The organism is Streptomyces sp. VTCC 41912 (genome assembly GCF_045799175.1).
In the GTDB taxonomy this organism is placed as follows: Bacteria; Actinomycetota; Actinomycetes; order Streptomycetales; family Streptomycetaceae; genus Streptomyces; species Streptomyces albulus_C.
This window is the reverse complement of sequence record NZ_JBJMAB010000003.1, coordinates 203,955-224,366: the sequence shown is the minus strand read 5'-3', so window position 1 is coordinate 224,366 and position 20,412 is coordinate 203,955. Positions and strand designations below refer to the sequence as shown.

At 68.8% G+C, this 20,412-nt stretch carries 17 protein-coding genes; 6 read left to right on the top strand and 11 right to left on the bottom strand.

All coding sequences use genetic code 11. From position 1 onward, the window contains the following. Positions 1-12 precede the first annotated feature (12 nt). From ACJ6WD_RS06415 to ACJ6WD_RS06395, 5 genes are all read left to right on the top strand, one after another. Positions 13-519: a R3H domain-containing nucleic acid-binding protein gene (locus ACJ6WD_RS06415; RefSeq protein WP_233657250.1), complete on the top strand. Its 507-nt coding sequence runs from the start codon at positions 13-15 to the stop codon at positions 517-519. 133 nt (positions 520-652) lie between these two features. Continuing rightward, positions 653-1,378 carry a 16S rRNA (guanine(527)-N(7))-methyltransferase RsmG gene (rsmG, locus tag ACJ6WD_RS06410; RefSeq protein ID WP_037632570.1) on the top strand — a complete coding sequence of 242 codons (726 nt, stop codon included), beginning with the start codon at positions 653-655 and terminating at the stop codon, positions 1,376-1,378. A gap of 306 nt (positions 1,379-1,684) precedes the next feature. Then, positions 1,685-2,758: a ParA family protein gene (locus ACJ6WD_RS06405; protein ID WP_078486662.1), complete on the top strand. Its 1,074-nt coding sequence runs from the start codon at positions 1,685-1,687 to the stop codon at positions 2,756-2,758. Then, positions 2,755-3,855 (top strand): ParB/RepB/Spo0J family partition protein, encoded by a 1,101-nt coding sequence (locus ACJ6WD_RS06400; RefSeq protein ID WP_407615278.1) that lies wholly within the window; start codon positions 2,755-2,757, stop codon positions 3,853-3,855. Before ACJ6WD_RS06405 ends, ACJ6WD_RS06400 begins: the two co-directional genes overlap by 4 nt. Before the next feature lie 308 nt (positions 3,856-4,163). Next, positions 4,164-4,781: a GNAT family N-acetyltransferase gene (locus ACJ6WD_RS06395; protein ID WP_376437865.1), complete on the top strand. Its 618-nt coding sequence runs from the start codon at positions 4,164-4,166 to the stop codon at positions 4,779-4,781. Between the two features lie 107 nt (positions 4,782-4,888). Here the strand turns inward: ACJ6WD_RS06395 and trxA are convergent, their stop codons facing one another. From trxA to ACJ6WD_RS06360, 7 genes are all read right to left on the bottom strand, one after another. Continuing rightward, positions 4,889-5,215, bottom strand: coding sequence for a thioredoxin (gene trxA / locus ACJ6WD_RS06390; RefSeq protein WP_016571638.1), 327 nt, complete (start codon positions 5,213-5,215; stop codon positions 4,889-4,891). Between the two features lie 50 nt (positions 5,216-5,265). Further along, the gene (trxB, locus tag ACJ6WD_RS06385) at positions 5,266-6,240 is read right to left on the bottom strand and encodes a thioredoxin-disulfide reductase (protein WP_331247480.1); all 975 of its coding nucleotides are present in this window, start codon (positions 6,238-6,240) and stop codon (positions 5,266-5,268) included. Positions 6,241-6,353: 113 nt separating this feature from the next. After that, positions 6,354-7,343, bottom strand: a complete 990-nt coding sequence (locus ACJ6WD_RS06380) for a hypothetical protein (protein ID WP_407615277.1) — start codon at positions 7,341-7,343, stop codon at positions 6,354-6,356. Further along, positions 7,340-8,035, bottom strand: coding sequence for an RNA polymerase sigma factor SigM (gene sigM, locus ACJ6WD_RS06375; RefSeq protein WP_407615276.1), 696 nt, complete (start codon positions 8,033-8,035; stop codon positions 7,340-7,342). The genes ACJ6WD_RS06380 and sigM overlap by 4 nt, the downstream gene beginning before the upstream one ends. A gap of 189 nt (positions 8,036-8,224) precedes the next feature. Further along, positions 8,225-9,943: a protein kinase family protein gene (locus tag ACJ6WD_RS06370; RefSeq protein WP_233657255.1), complete on the bottom strand. Its 1,719-nt coding sequence runs from the start codon at positions 9,941-9,943 to the stop codon at positions 8,225-8,227. Between the two features lie 107 nt (positions 9,944-10,050). Further along, positions 10,051-12,285, bottom strand: coding sequence for a murein biosynthesis integral membrane protein MurJ (gene murJ / locus ACJ6WD_RS06365; protein ID WP_407615275.1), 2,235 nt, complete (start codon positions 12,283-12,285; stop codon positions 10,051-10,053). A gap of 46 nt (positions 12,286-12,331) precedes the next feature. Next, positions 12,332-14,587, bottom strand: coding sequence for a DUF6049 family protein (locus ACJ6WD_RS06360; RefSeq protein ID WP_376447257.1), 2,256 nt, complete (start codon positions 14,585-14,587; stop codon positions 12,332-12,334). A gap of 248 nt (positions 14,588-14,835) precedes the next feature. Here ACJ6WD_RS06360 and ACJ6WD_RS06355 point away from each other — a divergent pair, with 248 nt between their 5' ends. After that, complete coding sequence (locus ACJ6WD_RS06355; RefSeq protein ID WP_233657258.1) at positions 14,836-16,311, top strand: CCA tRNA nucleotidyltransferase; 1,476 nt, start codon at positions 14,836-14,838, stop codon at positions 16,309-16,311. A 143-nt stretch (positions 16,312-16,454) separates the two neighbouring features. Here ACJ6WD_RS06355 and ACJ6WD_RS06350 read toward each other — a convergent pair whose 3' ends face one another. From ACJ6WD_RS06350 to ACJ6WD_RS06335, 4 genes are all read right to left on the bottom strand, one after another. Further along, positions 16,455-17,069, bottom strand: coding sequence for a hypothetical protein (locus tag ACJ6WD_RS06350; RefSeq protein WP_233657259.1), 615 nt, complete (start codon positions 17,067-17,069; stop codon positions 16,455-16,457). A 126-nt stretch (positions 17,070-17,195) separates the two neighbouring features. After that, a complete protein-coding gene (locus ACJ6WD_RS06345) occupies positions 17,196-18,455 on the bottom strand; it encodes an MFS transporter (protein ID WP_233657260.1) in 1,260 nt (419 codons plus the stop codon). Between the two features lie 76 nt (positions 18,456-18,531). Next, positions 18,532-19,614: an inositol-3-phosphate synthase gene (locus ACJ6WD_RS06340; RefSeq protein ID WP_407615274.1), complete on the bottom strand. Its 1,083-nt coding sequence runs from the start codon at positions 19,612-19,614 to the stop codon at positions 18,532-18,534. Between the two features lie 59 nt (positions 19,615-19,673). Then, entirely contained in the window at positions 19,674-20,342 is a 669-nt protein-coding gene (locus ACJ6WD_RS06335) for a PadR family transcriptional regulator (RefSeq protein ID WP_407615273.1), read from the bottom strand. Positions 20,343-20,412 lie beyond the last annotated feature (70 nt).

Here is a 20,412-nt window from a genome sequence, read left to right as displayed (position 1 = left end):
AGGAGTCCTTACGTGACGGACACGACCCCTGGCGCCAAGGGCACCGACACCCTTACCCGCTTGGAGCAGGAAGGCGAGATCGCCGCCGACTACCTCGAGGGCCTGCTGGACATCGCGGACCTCGACGGTGACATCGACATGGACGTCGAGGCGGACCGTGCCTCGGTGTCGATCATCGGCGACTCGGACAGCCGCGATCTGCAGAAGCTGGTGGGCCGTGACGGCGAGGTGCTGGAGGCGCTCCAGGAGCTGACGCGGCTCGCAGTGCACCGCGAGACCGGCGACCGCAGCCGCTTGATGTTGGACATCTCCGGCTTCCGGGCGCGCAAGCGCGAGGAGCTGGCCAAGGTCGGCACGAGTGCGGCGGAGGAGGCCAAGAGCACCGGCCAGCCCGTGAAGCTCGACCCGATGACGCCGTTCGAGCGCAAGGTCGTGCACGACGCGGTGGCCGCGGCCGGCCTGCGGAGCGAGTCCGAGGGCGAGGAACCGCAGCGCTGCGTGGTTGTTCTCCCGGCCTGACGCCTCGCGCTCAGTCTTTCTTTGGCCCCGTCTGCTCGCAGGCGGGGCCAAAACTTGTCAGCCTTCTGTGTTATCCCCGGTCGTAACGCCGGGTTCCCGGCAGGAAAAGCAGTCCAGAGGAAGGGCGGTTCCCGTGACCGAGGCATCAGCGGAGCTCCCTCCCGCGCCGAAAACGGCGCAGGAGGTATTCGGCGAGCGCTTTCCGGAGGCCGTGCGGTACGGCGAGCTGCTCGCCGATGCGGGCGTGAAGCGCGGGCTGATCGGTCCGCGCGAGGTGCCGCGGTTGTGGGAGCGGCACCTGCTGAACTGCGCGGTGCTTTCCGAGGTGGTCCCTCAGGGCGTCTCGGTGTGTGACGTGGGTTCGGGTGCCGGGCTGCCCGGCATTCCCCTGGCGCTGGTGCGCCCGGACCTCAAGATCACGCTCCTGGAGCCGCTGCTGCGGCGGACGAACTTCCTTCAGGAGGTCGTCGAGCTGCTCGGGCTGGACCACGTCACGGTGGTGCGCGGCCGTGCGGAAGAAGTCATGGGCAAGCTTCCGCAGGTGCACGTGGTGACCGCGCGGGCCGTCGCGCCGCTCGACCGGCTGGCCGGCTGGGGGGTGCCGCTGCTGCGTCCCTACGGCGAGATGCTGGCGCTCAAGGGCGACACCGCGGAGGAGGAGCTCAAGTCGGCCCGTGCAGCGCTGAGCAAGCTGGGTGTGGTGGACACCTCCGTCGTGCACGTCGGCGAGGGTGTAGTGGATCCGCCGTCGACCGTGGTGCGCGTCGAGGTGGGAGAGAGCCCCGGTGGGGTGCGCTTCGCCGCGAAGCGGGCGAAGGCGGCGCGTACCAGCCGGGTGTCGCGGGGGCGCCGACGCTGATGGTGGGCTGGGGAAGGGGCCCTGATCTGCTGGTCCGTGGTGGGCGTAGGCGTCCACGGAATGGCAGAAAGGGCGAATTCCGCAGGTGCCACAAAAAGCCACAAGACGGAGTGTCGCGGCTTATTCGGACGCGGCGCTGGCATCGTGTTTCACGTGAAACGTCGTTCTCTGCTGCAAGGGATCATCAGCCGCGGTCGTGCGGCTGCCGAGCCGCACGACCGGAAACCCACACGGGTCACGAAAGTATCCACAGGGGCGGGTTCATCCACAGGAGAACGGACCTCACTGGTTCGCGATACCGAAAGCATGGCAGGCTCTCACCATTGTGAGCCTGATGTCGAGGAGAGTGAATCCTTGCGGTCCGACGCCAACATCGCGGGACCGATGACCGATCCGGTCCCCGGTCCCCGCAACGAGTCGTTCGGGGACGACGTTTCACGTGAAACGCCGCCCCTGATGGACAACACACCGGTAGGTCGCGCAGCGCAGCTGGCGGTAGGGGCCATGGGCCGCGTAGGCGAGGGGTTGCCCCGTCCCGAAGCGACCCGCGTCATGGTGGTCGCCAATCAGAAGGGCGGGGTCGGCAAGACCACCACCACCGTGAACCTCGCGGCGTCACTGGCGCTGCACGGAGCTCGGGTGTTGGTGATCGACCTCGACCCGCAGGGCAATGCGTCGACAGCCCTGGGGATCGACCATCACGCCGAAGTGCCCTCCATCTACGACGTGCTGGTCGAGAGCAAGCCGCTCTCCGACGTCGTGCAGCCGGTGGTGGAAGTGGAGGGGCTTTTCTGTGCCCCCGCCACCATCGACCTGGCCGGTGCCGAGATTGAGCTGGTCTCGCTGGTGGCACGCGAAAGCCGGTTGGACCGCGCCATCAAGGCGTATGAACAGCCCCTGGACTACATCCTCATCGACTGCCCGCCCTCGCTCGGCCTTTTGACCGTCAATGCGTTGGTCGCCGGCGCCGAGGTGCTGATTCCGATCCAGTGCGAGTACTACGCGCTCGAAGGTCTGGGGCAGTTGCTACGGAACGTCGAACTGGTGCGGGGCCATCTCAACCCCAAGCTCCACGTCTCGACCATCCTGCTCACCATGTACGACGGACGTACCCGTCTTGCCTCACAGGTTGCCGACGAGGTGCGCAGCCACTTCGGCAATGAGGTGCTCCGGACGAGCATCCCCCGCTCGGTACGCATCTCGGAAGCGCCCAGCTACGGACAGACGGTGCTCACCTATGACCCGGGATCCAGCGGTGCGCTCTCGTACCTCGAAGCAGCCAGGGAGATTGCTCTCCGGGGGGCTTCCCCGCAGCCCGGAGAGCAGGGCCTGAGTGTGAACTACCAAGCACAGCACACCATCTCGGAGGGGACTCAGTGAGTGAACGACGCAGGGGGCTGGGCCGCGGGCTGGGTGCGCTGATCCCCGCCGCACCGCAGGGCACGGACCAGTCCGGGCCGGCGGTGGGACGGGGAACCACGTCACCGTCGTCCGGACCGGTTCTGGCACCGGACCGCGGAGTGGCGGCAGCCAAGGTGGCCTCGCTGCCGACGCCCGGTGTTTCACGTGAAACAGAGGCGCCGGCGGGTACGCAGAGCACGAGCGATCTTCCGGTTGAGGTGGCCGGCGCGCACTTCGCCGAAGTGCCGCTGGATGCCATCCGGCCGAACCCGCGGCAGCCGCGCGAAGTCTTCGACGAGGACGCCCTCGCCGAATTGGTCACCTCCATCAAGGAGGTGGGCCTGCTCCAGCCGGTCGTGGTCCGTCAGACGGCGCCGGGGCGCTACGAGCTCATCATGGGTGAGCGACGCTGGCGAGCCTGCCGAGAAGCCGGGCTCGAGAAGATCCCGGCGATCGTGCGTGCCACCGAAGACGAGCGGCTGCTACTCGACGCGCTGTTGGAGAACCTGCACCGGGCTCAGCTGAACCCTCTGGAAGAGGCCGCTGCCTACGACCAGTTGCTGCAGGACTTCAAGTGCACCCATGACGAGTTGGCCGACCGGATCGGGCGTTCGCGACCGCAGGTCACCAATACGCTCCGGCTGCTGAGGCTGTCGCCTTCGGTGCAGAAGAGGCTCGCAGCAGGAGTCCTCTCCGCGGGACACGCCAGGGCTCTGCTGTCGCTGGACGATCCGGAGGAGCAGGACAACCTCGCGCGCCGGATCGTGGCGGAGGGGCTGTCGGTCCGATCCGTCGAGGAGATCGTGACGCTCATGGGGGCGAGCCCCACGAGCGCCGGCAAGGCGAAGAAGCCCCGGGCGGGTGCTCGGGTGTCCCCCGCGCTCACCGGCCTGGCTTCCCGGCTGTCCGACCGCTTCGAAACCCGGGTGAAGGTCGACCTTGGCCAGAAGAAGGGGAAGATCGTCGTCGAGTTCGCCTCGATGGAGGACCTGGAACGCATCCTCGGCACCCTTGCTCCGGGCGAGGGCTCCGTCATGGGAAGCGCCTCGGCCGACGAGGGCGCCGACGAACAGTGACCTGACGTGTGAGGCTCGGGGCGAGCCGTGTTCCGGAAACTGATACCGGAACACGGCTCGCCCTTTGCTTTCTGGCAGTACCCGCGCCCATAAAGGGTGGATACGATGCGATCGGGTATGGCACGCATCCACGTGGAGAGACCTCACATCGAGGAGAGGGCCATGCAATCAGTGAGCCGCACCGGACTGCTGGTGGCGGGGTTCGGCCTCGCAGCCCTCGGAGGGTTCGTTGGTGGTCTGCTCAGGGAGCAGGTGGCGCTGACAGCACTGCGCGGTGCGGCAGGCGAGGGAAGCGAGGACCTGGTTCCATGGGCCGTCGGCTCGTACCGCTCACGCTGGACAACCTTCCAGATCTCCCCAAGCGCTGTCGCTCCTGCGTCTTCTGGGAGCTCGACCCCGTCAGCGGCGAGGCCGCGGTAAAGGCGGGACGTCCAGAGCTGGAGAAGGAAGCCTGGATCTCGGCGGTATTGCTGGAGTGGGGATCGTGCGGGCGCGTCGTCTACGTCGACGATGTGCCGGCTGGATTCGTCATGTACGCCCCGCCGGCTTACGTCCCGCGCTCCACGGCCTTCCCCACCAGCCCGGTGTCACCGGATGCGGTGCAGTTGCTGACGGCGTGGCTGACTCCTGGCTACCAGGGGCAGGGGCTCGGGCGGGTGATGGTTCAGACGGTGGCAAAGGACCTCATCCAGCGGGGCTTCAAGGCGATCGAAGCGTTCGGTGACGCGCGCTGGACCGAGCCGGCGTGTGTGCTGCCCGCCGAGCATCTTCTGGCCGTGGGCTTCAAGACCGTGCGCCCGCATCCCCGGTTTCCCCGGTTGCGACTTGAGCTACGAACCACGATCTCGTGGAAGGAAGACGTCGAGCTCGCGCTGGACCGTCTGCTCGGAGCCGTGCAGAAGGAGCCCGCGCTCCGACCGTTGTAGGCGACCGCAGCGATGTTTCACGTGAAACATCGCCAGGTGTTTCACGTGAAACAGGCCCGCCCCCACGAAGGGGCGGGCCTGTTTCACGTGAAACGTGACGTCGTGCCTCAGGCGAGGAAGTCCGCCAGGTCGCGCTCGATGGCGGCCTTCGGCTTGGCACCGACGATGGTCTTCACGACCTCGCCGCCCTGGTAGACGTTCATGGTCGGGATCGACATGACGCCGTACTTGGCGGTGGTGGCCGGGTTCTCGTCGGTGTTGAGCTTGGCGATGACGATCTCGTCGTGCTCGGCGGCAATGGCCTCCAGGGACGGGGCGATCTGGCGGCACGGGCCGCACCAGGTGGCCCAGAAGTCCACGAGAACGGGCTTGTCGCTCTTGAGGACGACCTCTTCGAAGTTGGCGTCCGTGACGGTCACCGTGGCGCCGGCCATGGCAATCTCCTTACTGGGTGGGTGATGGGAAAAGCTGTGTGGTGTGCGGGTCAGGCGGAAGCGGTCTTCTCCGGCTCGGCCGTGGCCTCGCCGTCGGAGAGCGCCGCGAGGAACCGCTCGGCATCGAGGGCCGAGGAGCAGCCCGTGCCAGCAGCGGTGATCGCCTGGCGGTAGGTGTGGTCGACGACGTCACCGGCCGCGAAGACGCCCGCGAGGTTCGTGCGAGTGCTGGGTGCATCGACCTTGAGGTAACCCTCGTCGTCGAGGTTCAGCTGACCCTTGAAGAGCTCGGTCCGCGGGTCGTGGCCGATCGCGATGAAGAGGCCGGTGACCGGAAGCTCGGAGGTCTCGCCCGACTTGACGTTGCGCAGCGTCAGGCCGGAGAGCTTGTTCTCGCCGTGGACCTCGGCGACCTCGCTGTCCCACACGAACTTGATCTTCGGGTCGGCGAAGGCACGCTCCTGCATCGCCTTGCTCGCCCGCAGCGCGTCGCGGCGGTGGACGACCGTGACGGACTTGGCGAAGCGCGAGAGGAAGGTGGCCTCCTCCATCGCGGTGTCGCCGCCGCCGATCACGGCGATGTCCTGGTCCTTGAAGAAGAACCCGTCGCAGGTCGCGCACCAGGAGACGCCACGACCGGACAGCTCGTCCTCGCGCGGGAGGCCGAGCTTGCGGTGCTGGGAGCCGGTGGCGATGATGACCGCCTTGGCGCGGTGGACCTTGCCCATGGTGTCGGTGACGGTCTTGATCTCCTCGGTGAGGTCGACCGAGATGATGTCGTCCGGCACCAGCTCGGCGCCGAAGCGCTCGGCCTGGGCGCGCATGTTGTCCATCAGATCCGGACCCATGATGCCGTCGCGGAAGCCGGGGAAGTTCTCCACGTCAGTGGTGTTCATCAGTGCGCCACCCGCGGTGACGGCGCCTTCGAAGACGAGCGGCTTCAGGGACGCGCGGGCGGTGTAGAGCGCTGCGGTATAGCCCGCGGGCCCGGAGCCGATGATGATCACGTTGCGGACGTCGCTCACGGGTGTCTTCCTTGTCTCTGCCGACGGCTTGCTGGGGTCTCGGAACTCTCACCCCACCCAACGGATCCTAAGGGGCGAGCATTCCCGGAGTGCCACAGCGCACGTGCCGGCGTTCAGTCTCGTCGATACGAGTGGGTCAGGAGGACCTTCCCCGGAGCCGGCGGGCTGCTGGAGATGCAGGAAGCAGTGACGACGTAGGCGGACACGCTCTTCGGGTCGGACGGATGCGGCAGCACCACCAGGAATGCGTCCTTGCCCTCATAGACGCTGCGCGTGGCGGCCAGCGGCTTCTCGGGGCGACCGATGCCCTGGCGTACACACGACGGGACGGTGTCCGCCTCGCCTCGGAAGGGTGTCTCGGGAGAGCTGCGGGTGCCGATCTCCGGCGCTTGCTGAGACTTCTTCGTGGCAAGCAGTTTGTGGACGTCCGTCCCGAGCGTCGCGACAGTCAGTCCTGATGGGGATTCTCCGCGGGCTGAGGCGGAACTGTTCTGCCTGGTGGCTTGAACGCCGCCGCTGCCGCCGCCCTGGATCAGCAGCCCACCGACGCTGAGCACCGCAGCGGCAGCCGCCGAGCCGAGCAGAACCCGTGGCCATCGTCGGGAGCGTGACGTACGACGTCCTGGCGTTTGGCGGCCGGGCCCAGAGGTGCCGCGGGATCGCCTGCTCGGCGGTGCGGACGGGGTGGTACGGGCGGCTGCCTGCCCGCTGGTTTCACGTGAAACAGGGGAGGGCGCGGCCGATGTTTCACGTGAAACCGGCACCGGTTCGGTCGATGTTTCACGTGAAACGGAAGCATGGCTCGGCGATGTTTCACGTGAAACGAGAGGCTCGCCCTCGGAGGTGACGGTATCCAGGAGCGCCTCGGCGGCGAGGGCGGCATCGATGCGCTCAGCGACATCGGCCGGCATCCGCGTCGGACCGGGGAGCGTGCCGAGGAGCCCTCGGATCTCGTCCAGGGACACTCGTACGTCTTCGCACAATGCGCAGCCAGCCAGGTGGTCCTCTAGATCCGCGGTGCGTGAGGGGGAGAGCAACCCGTCCGTGAGATCGGAGATCTCGGAGACCTCCGGGTGCTCGCCCGCGCCGGTTGTCGACGTCACGCTCGCCCACCTCCGCCCTTCACGGCATCTGTGCCCTTCGGTCCTGCCGTCGGTGGGACGGATGGCCCCTGCGCCCGGTTCCTTCCCCCGGTCGCGGGATTGCTACCCCCGCCGTCGCCGCGCAGATGGGTGACCAAGGGCAGGAGCCGCGCTCGGCCTCGTGAGCAGCGGCTCTTCACCGTTCCGGTCGGTACGCCAAGGATCTCAGCGGTCTCCGCGACGGAATATCCCTGCATGTCGACGAGTACGAGCGCGGCCCGCTGCTCCTCGGGGAGGGTCCGCAGCGCGACGAGGACTTCGCGGTGGAGGTCTTCCCGTTCCACCGGGAGTGCCGCGGATTCTTCGGGCTCGAGGAGCTGTTCCAGCCGCTCTGTTTCGGCGACCGGTGAGGTGCGGCGCGAGGCTGCCTTGCGGGCCCGGTCGAGGCAGGCGTTGACGGTGATGCGATGAAGCCAGGTCGTCACGGCAGACTGACCCCGGAACGAGTGTGCGGCGCGATAAGCGGAGACGAGTGCGTCCTGAACCGCATCAGCTGCCTCTTCGCGATCTCCGAGGGTCCGTAAGGCCACGGCCCACAGCCGGTCGCGGTGGCGCCGGACGATCTCCCCGAACGCGTCGGGGTCACCTTTCACGTGCAGCGCAAGGAGATCAGCGTCGGTTGGTGTTGAAGCCTTGTCGCTGTCGGTGGACACGGGCCCCCCGGCCGTAGCTGTCTGATCTCGGTCCCATTGAAGCCCGCCCGATGACGAATGTAAATGCTGGGAGAGGCACCTCGGTGAGCGGAGATGATCTACGTATGCAGAGGGGCGTGGACACGGGAGCCGGTGCGGCCCTGCGGCCGTTCGACTGCCGTACCCACGCCCCTCGGGGAGTGCGCGTGCTCAGCTGGTGAAGGACACCTCGGTCACGCCCTGCTTGTAGCCGGCGCCGCTGTAGGTGTCCTGCGGTGAATAGGGCATCGCTGTGATCCACACGACGACGTAGCGCGTCTTCGCGGGGGTCTTGAGCGTGACCTTGGCCGTTCCTCCCGAGGTCTTGGCCGTACCGAGCTCCTGCATGGAGCTCAGCGGCTCGGACGGTGAGAGGGAATCGGCCGCGTAGAGCGTCACCGTCGTGTGGTCACCGGTGTAGTGCAGCCCGATGGACGCGGTGCTTATCCGCTGCTTCGAGCCGAGGTCGTAGACCAGCCCGACGCCCTTCTTGAAGGCCGGGTTGAGATCGGGGCCCTCGCGGTAGCTCTTGCTGCGCCAGTAGGTCGAGGGGTCCCTGTCGTAGGTGTCCCGCGCCTCGTCGGGGTGCTGCGGCTGCCCGTCCGGGTAGTACTCGGCGCCGTCCACGATCTTGATCGCCTTGCCGTCGGGCTTCGTGCCGCCGCCGGCGGTCTGCGAGTTCCCCGGACTGTCCTGGTCGTTCTCCCGCTTCAGCAGGGTGTCCGCCAGCTGCCAGCTGCCCAGGCCCAGCGCGGCGATCAGGAGCGCGGACACCGACCACTTCAGCGCCTTGCCGGTGCGGCTCTGGAGCGGGGGCGGCGGCGCGGTGACGGGCTGTGTCGCCTGCACCGACTGACCGCTGTGGCCCCGCGGCTGGCCGTAGGAACCCTGCTGGTATCCCGTGCGCTGGTACGGCGGCGGAGTCGAGAACGCGGTCTCCGGCGGACGGATGCGCGGCATCGCGGCGACCGCCTTGGCCAGCTCGTCCGGCGTGGTGCACGCCGGCTCCTGGCGGGACGCGGTGGCCCCGTCGTTGACCAGGGCCCGCATGGCGAGCTCGGACAGCCCCCGGTGCACGCCCGCGCGCACCTGGTCCGGCGCGATCAGGCCGACGCCCTTGGGCAGGCCGGTCAGACCGTAGGCGTCGTTCTCGTAGGGCCAGCGTTGGGTGAGGGCGGCGTAGAGCAGCGCGCCGATTGCCTCGGTGTCCGTGCGCTGCGGGTGCTCACAGGAGATGCCGCGCAGCGCCGCCATGACGGCCAGGCCGCGGATGCGGTACTGCCCGGACTCCGTGCGCAGCACTGAGCTGGGGGTGAGGCGCAGGTGGGACAGGCCCTCGCGATGGGCGGCGGCCATGGCCTGCGAGACCTGGCTGACGAGCTGGTAGGCGTCGTGCGGTTCGAGCGGCCCGTTGGCGAGGACCGTCGCCAGCTCGGTGGCGTCCGGCAGCCACTCGTGGACGACGTAGACCAGGTCGTTGTCCTCGACGGCGTCGAGGACCTGGACGAAGCGTGGGTCGCCGAGGAGGGCGGAGGCCCGGGCGGCCGAGAGCACCGGACGGGCCCTCGGGTGGTCCGCGGGCAGGACGTGCACGCCCACCGCCCGGCGGAGCTTCTCGTCCACGGCGCGCCAGCTGCTGAATCCGTCCAGACGGGTGACGCACTCCTCGAGCCGGTAGCGTCTGGCGAGCTTGTGGCCGCTGTGGAGTTCGGGTGGCTTGGAGTCGGTCGCTTCGGCACCCTTGTCGTCGGTGCCTGCAGTGTCCGTTTCCGTGCTGGATACCTTCTCGGCCTCCGCACCGTCGTCCGTGGCCTGACCCGCCTTGGCGGTCAGCGGCTCTTCGCCGCTCGTGTCGGCCACGTCGACGGCAGCCGTGCTCCGTTCCGCCACCGTCGTTCCTGCCTCCCCATCCGTTGCAGGCTCAATGAGCCAAGACAATTGTGCCCACAGTCCGCCACTATGCACGACACACGGTGGCAGTCGATGGTTGTGCCCGGTCAGCGTCCTAGCTTGGATCTGACCATGCCGACCAGGGCGTTCAGCTCCTCGATCCGCATTTTTCGGGCGGCGAGGTAGAAGACGGCCAGAAGTGCGGCGGCGCCGCCGATGAGGGCGGCGAGTGATCCGACGAGTCCGGTGCCGAGCGCCTGCATCAGGACGTACACCAGGGCGCCGGAAACGATCGTGGCGGGGACGCTGGCGCCGGCCAGCCGCGCGTAGGTCCGCACCACGTGTGCGGTGTCCAGGTCGCCGTTCATCCGCTTGCTCAGCCGGCGCCAGGCCACGCCGACGCCGATCACGTACGCCAGGCCGTAGGACGCTGCCATGCCGATCACGGCCCAGCGGGCGGGCAGGAGCAGGAAGCAGAGCGCGGAGGCCGCGGCGTTGACGCCGGCGACGATCACCGTGTTGTAGAAGGGGGTGCGGGTGTCCTCGTACGCGTAGAAGGCGCGCAGGACGACGTACTGCACCGAGAACGGGATGAGGCCCACGCCGAAGGCCATCAGCATGTAGCCCATCGGGATGCCGGCGCCGGACGAGCCGTAGACCAGCGTGCACAGCGGGATGCCGAGCGCGAGGAATCCGAACGAGATCGGGACGATCGCCACGGCCGAGGTCCGCAGGCCCTGGGAGATGTCGTCCCGGACGGCGCCGGTGTCGCCGTCGTGGGCGGAGCGTGCGAGCCGGGGCAGCAGCGCCGCCATGACGGAGACGGTGATGATCGCCTGCGGCATGTTCCAGATCAGCTGGGCGCTGGCGTAGGAGATGAAGCCGGTGCCCGGGTGGCCCTGGCGGTCCGCGGTGTTTCCGGCCCAGGTGGAGAGCTGGGTGACGACCAGGACGCCGGCCTGGTTGGCGAGGACGAACAGGACCGTCCACTTCGCGAGCTTGGCGGCCTTGCCCAGGCCGTGGCCGCGCCAGTCGAACCGGAGCCGCAGCTTGAAGTCGGCGTCCCGCAGGTACGGGATCATCGCCAGCGCCTGGACCACCAGGCCGAGGAGGGTGCCGATGCCGAGCAGGCGGATGCCCTCGTCGGGGATGGTGGTGACGCCGATGTGGGAGGTCTTCGCCGTGCCGTAGACCCAGATGAACAGGCCGAAAGTGGCGATCATGACGATGTTGTTGAGGACCGGGGTCCACATCATCGCGCCGAAGCGGCCGCGGGCGTTGAGGATCTGCCCCATGACGACGTGCAGGCCCATGAAGAAGATCGTGGGCACGCAGTAGCGGGTGAAGGCGACCGCGACCTCGTTGGCCGCCGGATCCCTGGAGATGTCGAACGAGACCAACTTGACCAACAGCGGTGCGGCGAACACCGCCAGTACGGTCAGGACGCCCAGGACGACGACGACCAGGGTGAGAAGTCGGTTGGCGTACGCCTCGCCGCCGTCTTCGTCCTCCTTCATCGCGCGGACGAGCTGCGGGACGAAGACGGAGTTCAGGCCGCCACCGATGGTCAAGATGAAGATCATGGTCGGCAGCTGGTAGGCGACCTGCCAGGAGTCACCGAGCACCGCGCCGCCGAGCGCCGCGACGATCAGCGCCGAGCGGACGAAGCCGGTGAGCCGGGACACCATCGTGCCGGCGGCCATCACCGCGCTGGACTTCAGCAGTCCGGAGGCGCGGCCCCCGGACTGCTTGCCGGCCGCCGCCACGGGGGCGGGCTCCGGCTCGGGCTCCTCGGTGAGCTGCTGCGCCACCGGCTCCGGGCCGGTGGGGGACGCCACCGGCGCCTGTGGGGCCTGCGGCCCCTGCGGGGCCAGGGGGGCCACGGGGCCCGGCGGCTGGTAGGGCTGCTGCTGGTCGCGGAAGAGGTGGGCGAACGCGTCCCGCTCGGGCTGTTCGTCGGCGCCCTGGGCGTTCAGCGCGTCGCCTCCAGCCAGCTGCATCGTCGCGTCGGGATCGCCGTACGAAAGATCGTGGGTCGGGGCCTGGGGCCCCGCGGGCGCCGGCGCCGGCCACTGCTGCGGGCCGGGCGGCTGCTGGTACAGGGGGTGTGCGGGCTGTCCCGGGGACGGCGGGGGCGCGGCCTGGCCGTAGCCGGGCTCGGCGGTCGGACCCTGGCCCGTCGGGGCGGGCGACGCGTACGGGTCGTTGCGGTAGGGGTTCTGCGCGTAAGGGTCCTGGGCGTACTGGTCCTGGTCCGCAGGGGGCGGCGGCGTCGGAGGGACCGCCCCCGAGGGATCGCCATGGGCGCCCCGGCCGCGGTCACCGTCGTACGGCGCATTCATCGCTGCCCCACCTCATCCGTCGCCGGCCATCCGGCCCCGTCGTCTATCAACGGTCCACTTTCTCACCTGAGCCGGACGGCCCGGACTTCTCCGAACCGGTGTCCGGCGTGGGCTCACCCGGCTGCCCGGGGGCGTCGCCGCCCGTGCCTCCGTCGTCGCCGCCCTTCTCGTCGGCGGCGGAACCGCCGTTGTCCTCGCCGTTTTCCTCGTCGTCGGTCTCCTCGGCCGCCGCCCGCTTGCGCTGGAGGTAGATCCGGACGCCGGCGAGGACCAGCAGGAGGACACCGCCGGCGATGACGAGCATCACAGTGGCGGTGATCTCGGTGACGTTCACGCGGAACGTCATCGGCTCACCGTAGGGCTTGCCGTCCGCGGTGTAGAGCTGAGCGGTCACCCAGGCCAGACCGTTGGCGTTCGCGGTGGTCTCGAACTTGAACGACTGGCTGTGCCCGCCGTCCACCTTGATCAGCTGGCTCTTGCCCACGTCCAGACGGTTGGGCTGCGACGAGCTCAGCCGCAGGGTCAGGCCCTGGACGCCCTGCAGGAGGTTGTTCTGGACCGTCACCGGGATCGTGGCGCTGCGCCCGGAGAGCGTCGCCTCCGACTTCGGAATCAGGCGGACCTTCTTGGTCAGGCCGCCGAGGTAGCCGCGGACCGAGGTCCGGAACGCGGCGGCCCCCTTGTCGTCGCCCCGCCACGACGTGGACATCTCCCGCATTATGGCGTTGCCGAAGGGGGTGACCACGCGCTCCGGCTGGGCCAGGATCACCCGGAAGTCGTCCAGCGCGGTCTGGGTGTCCTCGATCTGCTGGAACGCCTCGATGGGGAGCTCCTCCCGCCGCAGGAACGACGGGTAGGCGGAACGGCTGGGGATCTGGCGGTTGGCGTTCGGGTCGGGCTTGGCCTTGGCCGCGTCACCGAGCTTCGTCGGCTGGACCCAGCTGGCCTGCTCCAGATTCCGCAGCGCGCTGGCCATCGCCTGGGCCTGGGGCGCCGAGGGCATGCGCTGCGGCGCGACGACGACGCTGCGCTGCTGCTCCGGGTTCTCCAGGCCGATCATCTGAGCCTCGGCGAGGAACTCCTGGATCGCCAGGCTGGCGTTCCCGGACTTCGACATGTCGCCTTCGAAGGCCCGGGAGAGCTGGGTGTCGGCGACGATGGCGGTGTTGCCGCCGCCGATGGGCCGGGCGGCCGTCGGGGTGTAGGAGAGGCCGTCGTCCCGCAGGCTGTCGCTGCGGGTGATGACGTTGTGGGCACCGGCCGACGTGGCGACGTCGACGATCGAGGAGTCGATGGCGCCGTTCACCGGCCAGGTGAAGTCGGTGCGCGGCTTCACGCCCAGGATGGTGTCGACCGTCTTCGAGGCGAGTTCGGTGGCCGGGCCGAGGTGGCCGAGCGCACTGGGCACGCTCTTTCCGTGGTGCGCGAGCGAGGCCAGGTCCGGGTCGCCGAACGGCAGGGCGACGACCTCGTGCCCCTTCACGGCGTTCTCAAGGTCGTTGAGCCACTGCATGGCGACGGCCTGGTTCTTGCCCATCGGGCCGTCCGGGCCGTGCACGCGGTACGTCTTGGTCATCGCTTCGACGGACGCGAGCAGGTCCGGATCGATGACGAAGGTCACCGGGAGGTTCTTGCCCAGCTCGATCATCTTCTGCAGCCGGCCGCCCGGCGCGATCTCCGCCGCCAGGTCGTCGTTGCGGAACACCGGAGTCTGCTCGGCGTCTGCGCCGGTCTCGGCCGTCAGGTGGGTGGTGGAGATCAGCGGCCACAGGTAGGTGAGCTGGGTCTTCTTCGCCGGGGCGGCGTCCTGCCAGGGCAGGAAGGTCCGGTCGATGCCGAGCACCTGGTCGTACGACGAGCTCGACGTGTGTCCGGACAGGGTGATCCCGAGCGGGTAGACGCCGTCGGCGCTGAGGCCGAGGTCCTTGACCGGGACGTTCACGGTGAAGGTCCGGCTGGCTCCCGGGTCCAGTCTGTCGACCTTCTCGGTGTGCTTGGCGATCTCCTCGCCGTCGGCTCCCGGCTGGTACCCGGTGCGTTTGGTCACAGCCTCGATGGAACTGCGGTCGTTCAGCGCGGCCCCGCGGTGGAGCCCGACGTGGGCGCCGGTGATCGGGTTCTTGCTGTCGTTGGTCAGCGTGCCGGAGACGGTGACCGTGTCGTCCTTGCCGGGCGCGGCCGGGGACATCGCGTTGATCGTGACGCTGACCGGGTGGGAGCCGGCCGTGTCGGCCTGCGCCGTGGCCGCCTGCGGGAGCTGCAGCGACGCCACGAGCAGGGGCACTCCGGTGAGCAGCGTCACGGTCCTTCGCAGCCACCGGCCACGCGGCCGTTCAGTCGCCTGGAACCCTGCCGCATCGGCCACGCGCTCGCCCGTCCCTCGTCGTGATCAGTGGTCGTCGGAATGTGCGTCCACGAATGGTAACGAGGCCCGGCGCGCCGTAGTGCCGCGGACTGCGCCACATGATCACTACGCCGGAAATCCGTGTGCGCTTGTCCCCTTTATTAACGTGACGCCGGGTGCCGCGCGGCCACGTACCCTTTTCTGTTGTGCCGAACGCCAACGATGACTTCCCCACCCCGCAGCCCGAGCGGACCCCGCAGCAGACGGACGCGCTGAACCACGTGCAGCGCCGCGCCGTGAGCGAACTGCTGCGGGTGTCCCCCGTCGCGGACGACCTGGCCCGCCGCTTCCAGGAGGCCGGTTTCACGCTTGCCCTGGTCGGCGGATCGGTCCGGGACGCGCTGCTCGGCCGGCTCGGCAACGACCTGGACTTCACCACGGACGCCCGGCCGGAGGACGTGCTGAAGATCGTCCGGCCGTGGGCGGACGCCGTCTGGGAGGTCGGCATCGCCTTCGGCACCGTCGGCTGCAAGAAGAACTCGTTCGACATCGAGATCACCACCTACCGCTCCGAGGCGTACGACCGCACCTCGCGCAAGCCGGAGGTCTCGTACGGCGACTCGATCGAGGACGATCTGGTCCGCCGGGACTTCACGGTGAACGCGATGGCGGTGCTGCTCCCGCAGAAGGAGTTCGTCGACCCGCACGACGGTCTGGAGGACCTCGCGGCCCGCGTGCTGCGGACCCCGGGGACGCCGCAGGAGTCGTTCTCCGACGACCCGCTGCGGATGATGCGGGCGGCGCGCTTCGCCGCCCAGCTGGAATTCGAGGTGGCGCCCGAGGTCGTCGAGGCGATGACCTCGATGGCGGAGCGCATCGAGATCGTCTCCGCGGAACGGGTCCGTGACGAGCTGAACAAGCTCATCCTGGCTCCGAACCCGCGCAAGGGGCTGCGACTGCTGGTCGACTCCGGGCTCGCCGACCGGGTGCTGCCCGAGCTGCCCGCACTGCGCCTGGAGAGCGATGAGCACCACCGTCACAAGGACGTCTACGAGCACTCGCTGACCGTGCTGGAACAGGCCATCGACCTGGAGGACGACGGGCCCGATCTGGTGCTGCGGTTGGCGGCGCTGCTGCACGACATCGGCAAGCCCAGGACGCGGCGCTTCGAGAAGGACGGTCGGGTCTCCTTCCACCACCACGAGGTGGTCGGAGCGAAGATGACCAAGAAGCGCATGACCGCCTTGAAGTACTCCAACGACATGATCAAGGACGTCGCGCGGCTGGTGGAGCTGCACCTGCGCTTCCACGGGTACGGCACCGGAGAGTGGACGGACTCCGCGGTGCGCCGCTACGTCCGCGACGCCGGCCCGCAGCTGGGGCGCCTGCACAAGCTGACCCGCTCGGACTGCACCACCCGCAACAAGCGCAAGGCCGGCGCCCTGTCCCGCGCCTACGACGGGCTGGAAGAGCGCATCGCGCTGCTTCAGGACCAGGAAGAGCTGGACGCGATCCGCCCGGACCTGGACGGCAACGCCATCATGGAGATCCTGGGCATCGGTCCCGGCCCGCAGGTCGGCAAGGCGTACAAGCACATGCTGGAGATGCGGCTGGAGCACGGCCCGTTGGAGCACGAGGCCGCGGTGGCGACTCTCAAGGAGTGGTGGGCCGCTCAGAGCTGAGTCGGCCGAGGCTCGCGTGGCCGTGAAACCGACGATGTTTCACGTGAAACGGGGCGCAGTGCCATGGGGCGGGGTTTCACGTGAAACATGCCGGTAGCTGACCGGCCGTTTCACGTGCAACCCCGCCCCTCGGCGTTCCCGCGCTACTTCAGCGGCTCAAGGCAGAGCACGAACCGCGTGGTGGAGGACCGGCGGTGGCGCTGGGTCTCCGCGTAGGCCGTGGTGTTCTTGGAACAGAGCGCGGTGTCGGTGGTGTCGGGGTGGACGGCCTGCACCTTGTACGTGGCCTCCGCCGTACCGCAGTCCACCACCTTGAGATCGGGCTTGATCTCGTTCCCCTCGTTCTTCATGCAGTTGCCGACCTCGGCGGTATCGGCGTTGTCCCAGGAACTCACCCAAGCGATGCCGATGACGATCAGGCCGACGACCGCGACGACCCCCTTCAGGATCGCCTTGGGGGAACGGGAAGGCCGGGGGTTCTGCGGTGGAACGGGCGCCCCACCCTGCATGGAGGGCTGCTGCGGCGCCGGGGGGAAACCCGGCTGCGGCTGCTGGCCGTAGGGAGGCTGTGGCTGCTGCGGGTAGGCGTACCCGCCTTGCGGCGGCGGCCCGGCCTGCGGTTGACCGCCCGGGGGCGGTCCGTACGGGGCTTGAGGCTGCTGCGGATAGGGCGGCTGGCCGTACGGCTGCTGGCCGTACGGCTGCTGTCCGTATGGGTTCTGGCCGTACGGGTTGTGCCCCTGCGGCGGCGTGGTCATGGGAATTCCCCCGAAATTGGTGTGCCCGGAAACGAGGTGTCCGGGCGCGTGGATCAACGTCCGTAACGTACCGGCTCCGGCGACGGCGTCGCACGGGCGAGGGTTCCCGCTAGGGGGAAGCCGCGCTCAACGGCGTCCGAAGCGGATCAGTGCCGCGGCGACCAGGGCGTAGAGCGCGGCGACCACCACGACCAGTACGGCGGACCGGCCGTCCGGTGGCAGCATCAGGGCGGCGACCGCGGCGGCGCCGACGAAGGCGACGTTGAACAGCACGTCGTAGAGGGCGAAGATGCGGCCGCGGAAGGCGTCGTCGATGGACGACTGGACCACGGTGTCCGTGGTGATCTTGGTGCCCTGGGTGCCCAGGCCGAGGACGAACGCGGCCGCCAGCATGGGCGCCGGGCGGAAGAACAGTCCGAGTGCGGGTGTGAGGACCGCGCCTGCCACGGCGCAGCAGGCCATCCAACCGAAGGGTGTGAACCGGCCGACCGCCCACGGGGTGACCACTGCCGCCGCGAAGAATCCGGCTCCTGACACGGCGACGGTCACTCCGAGCAGGGCCAGGCCCTCGGACGTGGTGTCGGACCAGGCGTACCGGCACAGCGTCAGTACCATCACCGTCAGCGCGCCGTAGCAGAAGCGGACCAGCGTCATCGTGGTGAGCGCGCCCGCCGGGGTGGGGCGTGCGGCGAGGTGCCGGAGCCCCTCCGCGAGTCCCCGCACCGTGCTCAACAGGGCTTCTCTGACGTGCGGTTGCAGGACCGTGGGGTCGGGGCCGAGCAGTTGCGGTGTCATCCGCAGGGCGGTGAGGGCGGAGCAGAGGTACAGCAGCGCGGCGAGCAGGACCACGACTCCGTCGAGGTCCGCACCGGCCAGCCGGATGGCGAAGGCGAGCCCGCCGCCGACCGTCATGGCGAGCGTGCCGGCCGTCGGTGCGAGGGAGTTGGCCGTCACCAGTTGCCGTCCACCGTCGACCACGCGGGGCAGGGCGGCCGACAACCCCGCCAGGACGAAGCGGTTGACGGCGGTCACGCACAGGGCGGAGACGTAGAAGAGCCAGTCCGGGACCTGCATCGCGATCAGGGCCGCGGTGAGCACGGCGAGCACGGTGCGCAGCAGGTTCCCGTACAGCAGGACCTGACGCCGGCGCCAGCGGTCCAACAGGACACCGGTGAAAGGCCCGAGGAGGGAGTACGGCAGCAGCAGGATCGCCATGGCGGAGGCGATCGCCTCGGGGGACGCCTGCTTCTCGGGCGAGAAGATGACGAAGGTGGCGAGCGCTGCCTGGAACACGCCGTCGGCGGCCTGGGAGAGGAGCCGTGCGGCCAGGAGCGAACGGAAGTCGCGTAGCCGGAGTAATACGCGGAGAGCGCGCACAGCATGCATGAGGCACAGCCTCACACAGGCCGCCGGCCTCCGGGAGGAATACCCGGAGGCCGGCGGAGAGGGGTGGGGCGAGCGGTCAGCGCTCGACCTCGCCACGGATGAACTTCTCGACGTTCTCCCGCGCCTCGTCGTCGAAGTACTGCACCGGCGGCGACTTCATGAAGTACGAGGAGGCGGAGAGGATCGGACCGCCGATGCCCCGGTCCTTCGCGATCTTGGCGGCGCGCAGCGCGTCGATGATGACGCCCGCGGAGTTCGGGGAGTCCCAGACCTCGAGCTTGTACTCGAGGTTCAGCGGGACGTCGCCGAAGGCGCGGCCTTCGAGGCGGACATAGGCCCACTTGCGGTCGTCCAGCCAGGCCACGTAGTCGGACGGGCCGATGTGGACGTTCTTCTCGCCGAGGTCCCGGTCGGGGATCTGGGAGGTGACGGCCTGGGTCTTGGAGATCTTCTTGGACTCCAGGCGGTCGCGCTCGAGCATGTTCTTGAAGTCCATGTTGCCGCCGACGTTCAGCTGCATCGTGCGGTCCAGGATGACGCCCCGGTCCTCGAACAGCTTGGCCATGACGCGGTGCGTGATGGTGGCGCCGACCTGCGACTTGATGTCGTCACCGACGATCGGCACGCCGGCCTCGGTGAACTTGTCCGCCCACTCCTTGGTGCCGGCGATGAAGACCGGGAGGGCGTTGACGAAGGCGACCTTGGCGTCGATGGCGCACTGGGCGTAGAACTTCGCCGCGTCCTCGGAGCCGACGGGGAGGTAGCAGACCAGCACGTCGACCTGCTTGTCCTTCAGGACCTGGACGACGTCGACCGGGGCCTCCGGGGACTCCTCGATCGTCTCGCGGTAGTACTTGCCCAGCCCGTCGAGGGTGTGGCCGCGCTGGACCCGGACGCCGGCGTTCGGCACGTCGCAGATCTTGATGGTGTTGTTCTCGCTGGCGCCGATGGCGTCCGAGAGGTCCAGGCCGACCTTCTTGGCGTCGACGTCGAAGGCCGCGACGAACTCGACGTCACCGACGTGGTAGTCGCCGAACTGCACGTGCATGAGGCCGGGCACGCGGCTGTCCGGGTCGGCGTCCTTGTAGTACTCGACGCCCTGTACCAGCGAGGCGGCGCAGTTGCCCACGCCGACGATGGCTACGCGAACCGAACCCATTCCGGTTGCTCCCTGTGTTCTCGATGAGGGCCTGCGGGGCAGGCCCTCATGTGGTGGTGTCATTCGGACGGATCCGGCCGGGAACCACCCCGGTGCCGGGGCAGGCCGCCCGTATCTGCTGACTGGTCGTTCTCGCCCTGCTCGGTGGACTCCGGAGCGCGCTGATCGCGCCCGGCTCGCTCGCTCTCGATGAGCTCGTTCAACCACCGCACTTCGCGTTCCACGGACTCCATGCCGTGCCGCTGCAGTTCGAGGGTGTAGTCGTCCAGCCGCTCGCGGGTCCTGGCCAGGGAGGTGCGCATCTTCTCCAGGCGCTCCTCCAGCCGACTGCGGCGGCCTTCCAGCACGCGCATCCGCACGTCCCGCGACGTCTGACCGAAGAACGCGAAGCGGACACCGAAGTGTTCGTCCTCCCATGCCTCCGGTCCGGAGTGGCTGAGCAGCTCTTCGAAGTGCTCCTTGCCCGCCGGGGTCAGTCGGTAGACGATCTTGGCGCGGCGTCCGGTGAGCGCCGTGGCGGGAACCCCGTCGGGGTCACCGCCCGTTTCCTCCACCAGCCAGCCGTGCGCGACGAGCGCCTTGAGGCAGGGGTAGAGGGTGCCGTAGCTGAACGCCCGGAACACCCCGAGCGAGGTGTTGAGCCGCTTCCGCAACTCGTAACCGTGCATCGGGGATTCCCGGAGCAGGCCGAGGACGGCGAATTCGAGGATGCCCGAACGCTTGCTCATCCTCCGCCTCCTAGGCCCTGTGCGGTCTTTATCTCGTGCTGATGTATCGACTCGATACATCCAGACGATA

Excerpts from the sequence above, each read along its gene's own strand:
- ACJ6WD_RS06405 (WP_078486662.1), top strand. The coding sequence starts at position 1,685 with ATGGCAGGCTCTCACCATTGTGAGCCTGATGTCGAGGAGAGTGAATCC.
- ACJ6WD_RS06395 (WP_376437865.1), top strand. The coding sequence starts at position 4,164 with ATGGGCCGTCGGCTCGTACCGCTCACGCTGGACAACCTTCCAGATCTC.
- trxA (WP_016571638.1), bottom strand. The coding sequence starts at position 5,215 with ATGGCCGGCGCCACGGTGACCGTCACGGACGCCAACTTCGAAGAGGTC.
- murJ (WP_407615275.1), bottom strand. The coding sequence starts at position 12,285 with ATGAATGCGCCGTACGACGGTGACCGCGGCCGGGGCGCCCATGGCGAT.
- ACJ6WD_RS06350 (WP_233657259.1), bottom strand. The coding sequence starts at position 17,069 with ATGACCACGCCGCCGCAGGGGCACAACCCGTACGGCCAGAACCCATAC.
- ACJ6WD_RS06345 (WP_233657260.1), bottom strand. The coding sequence starts at position 18,455 with ATGCATGCTGTGCGCGCTCTCCGCGTATTACTCCGGCTACGCGACTTC.
- ACJ6WD_RS06340 (WP_407615274.1), bottom strand. The coding sequence starts at position 19,614 with ATGGGTTCGGTTCGCGTAGCCATCGTCGGCGTGGGCAACTGCGCCGCC.
- ACJ6WD_RS06335 (WP_407615273.1), bottom strand. The coding sequence starts at position 20,342 with ATGAGCAAGCGTTCGGGCATCCTCGAATTCGCCGTCCTCGGCCTGCTC.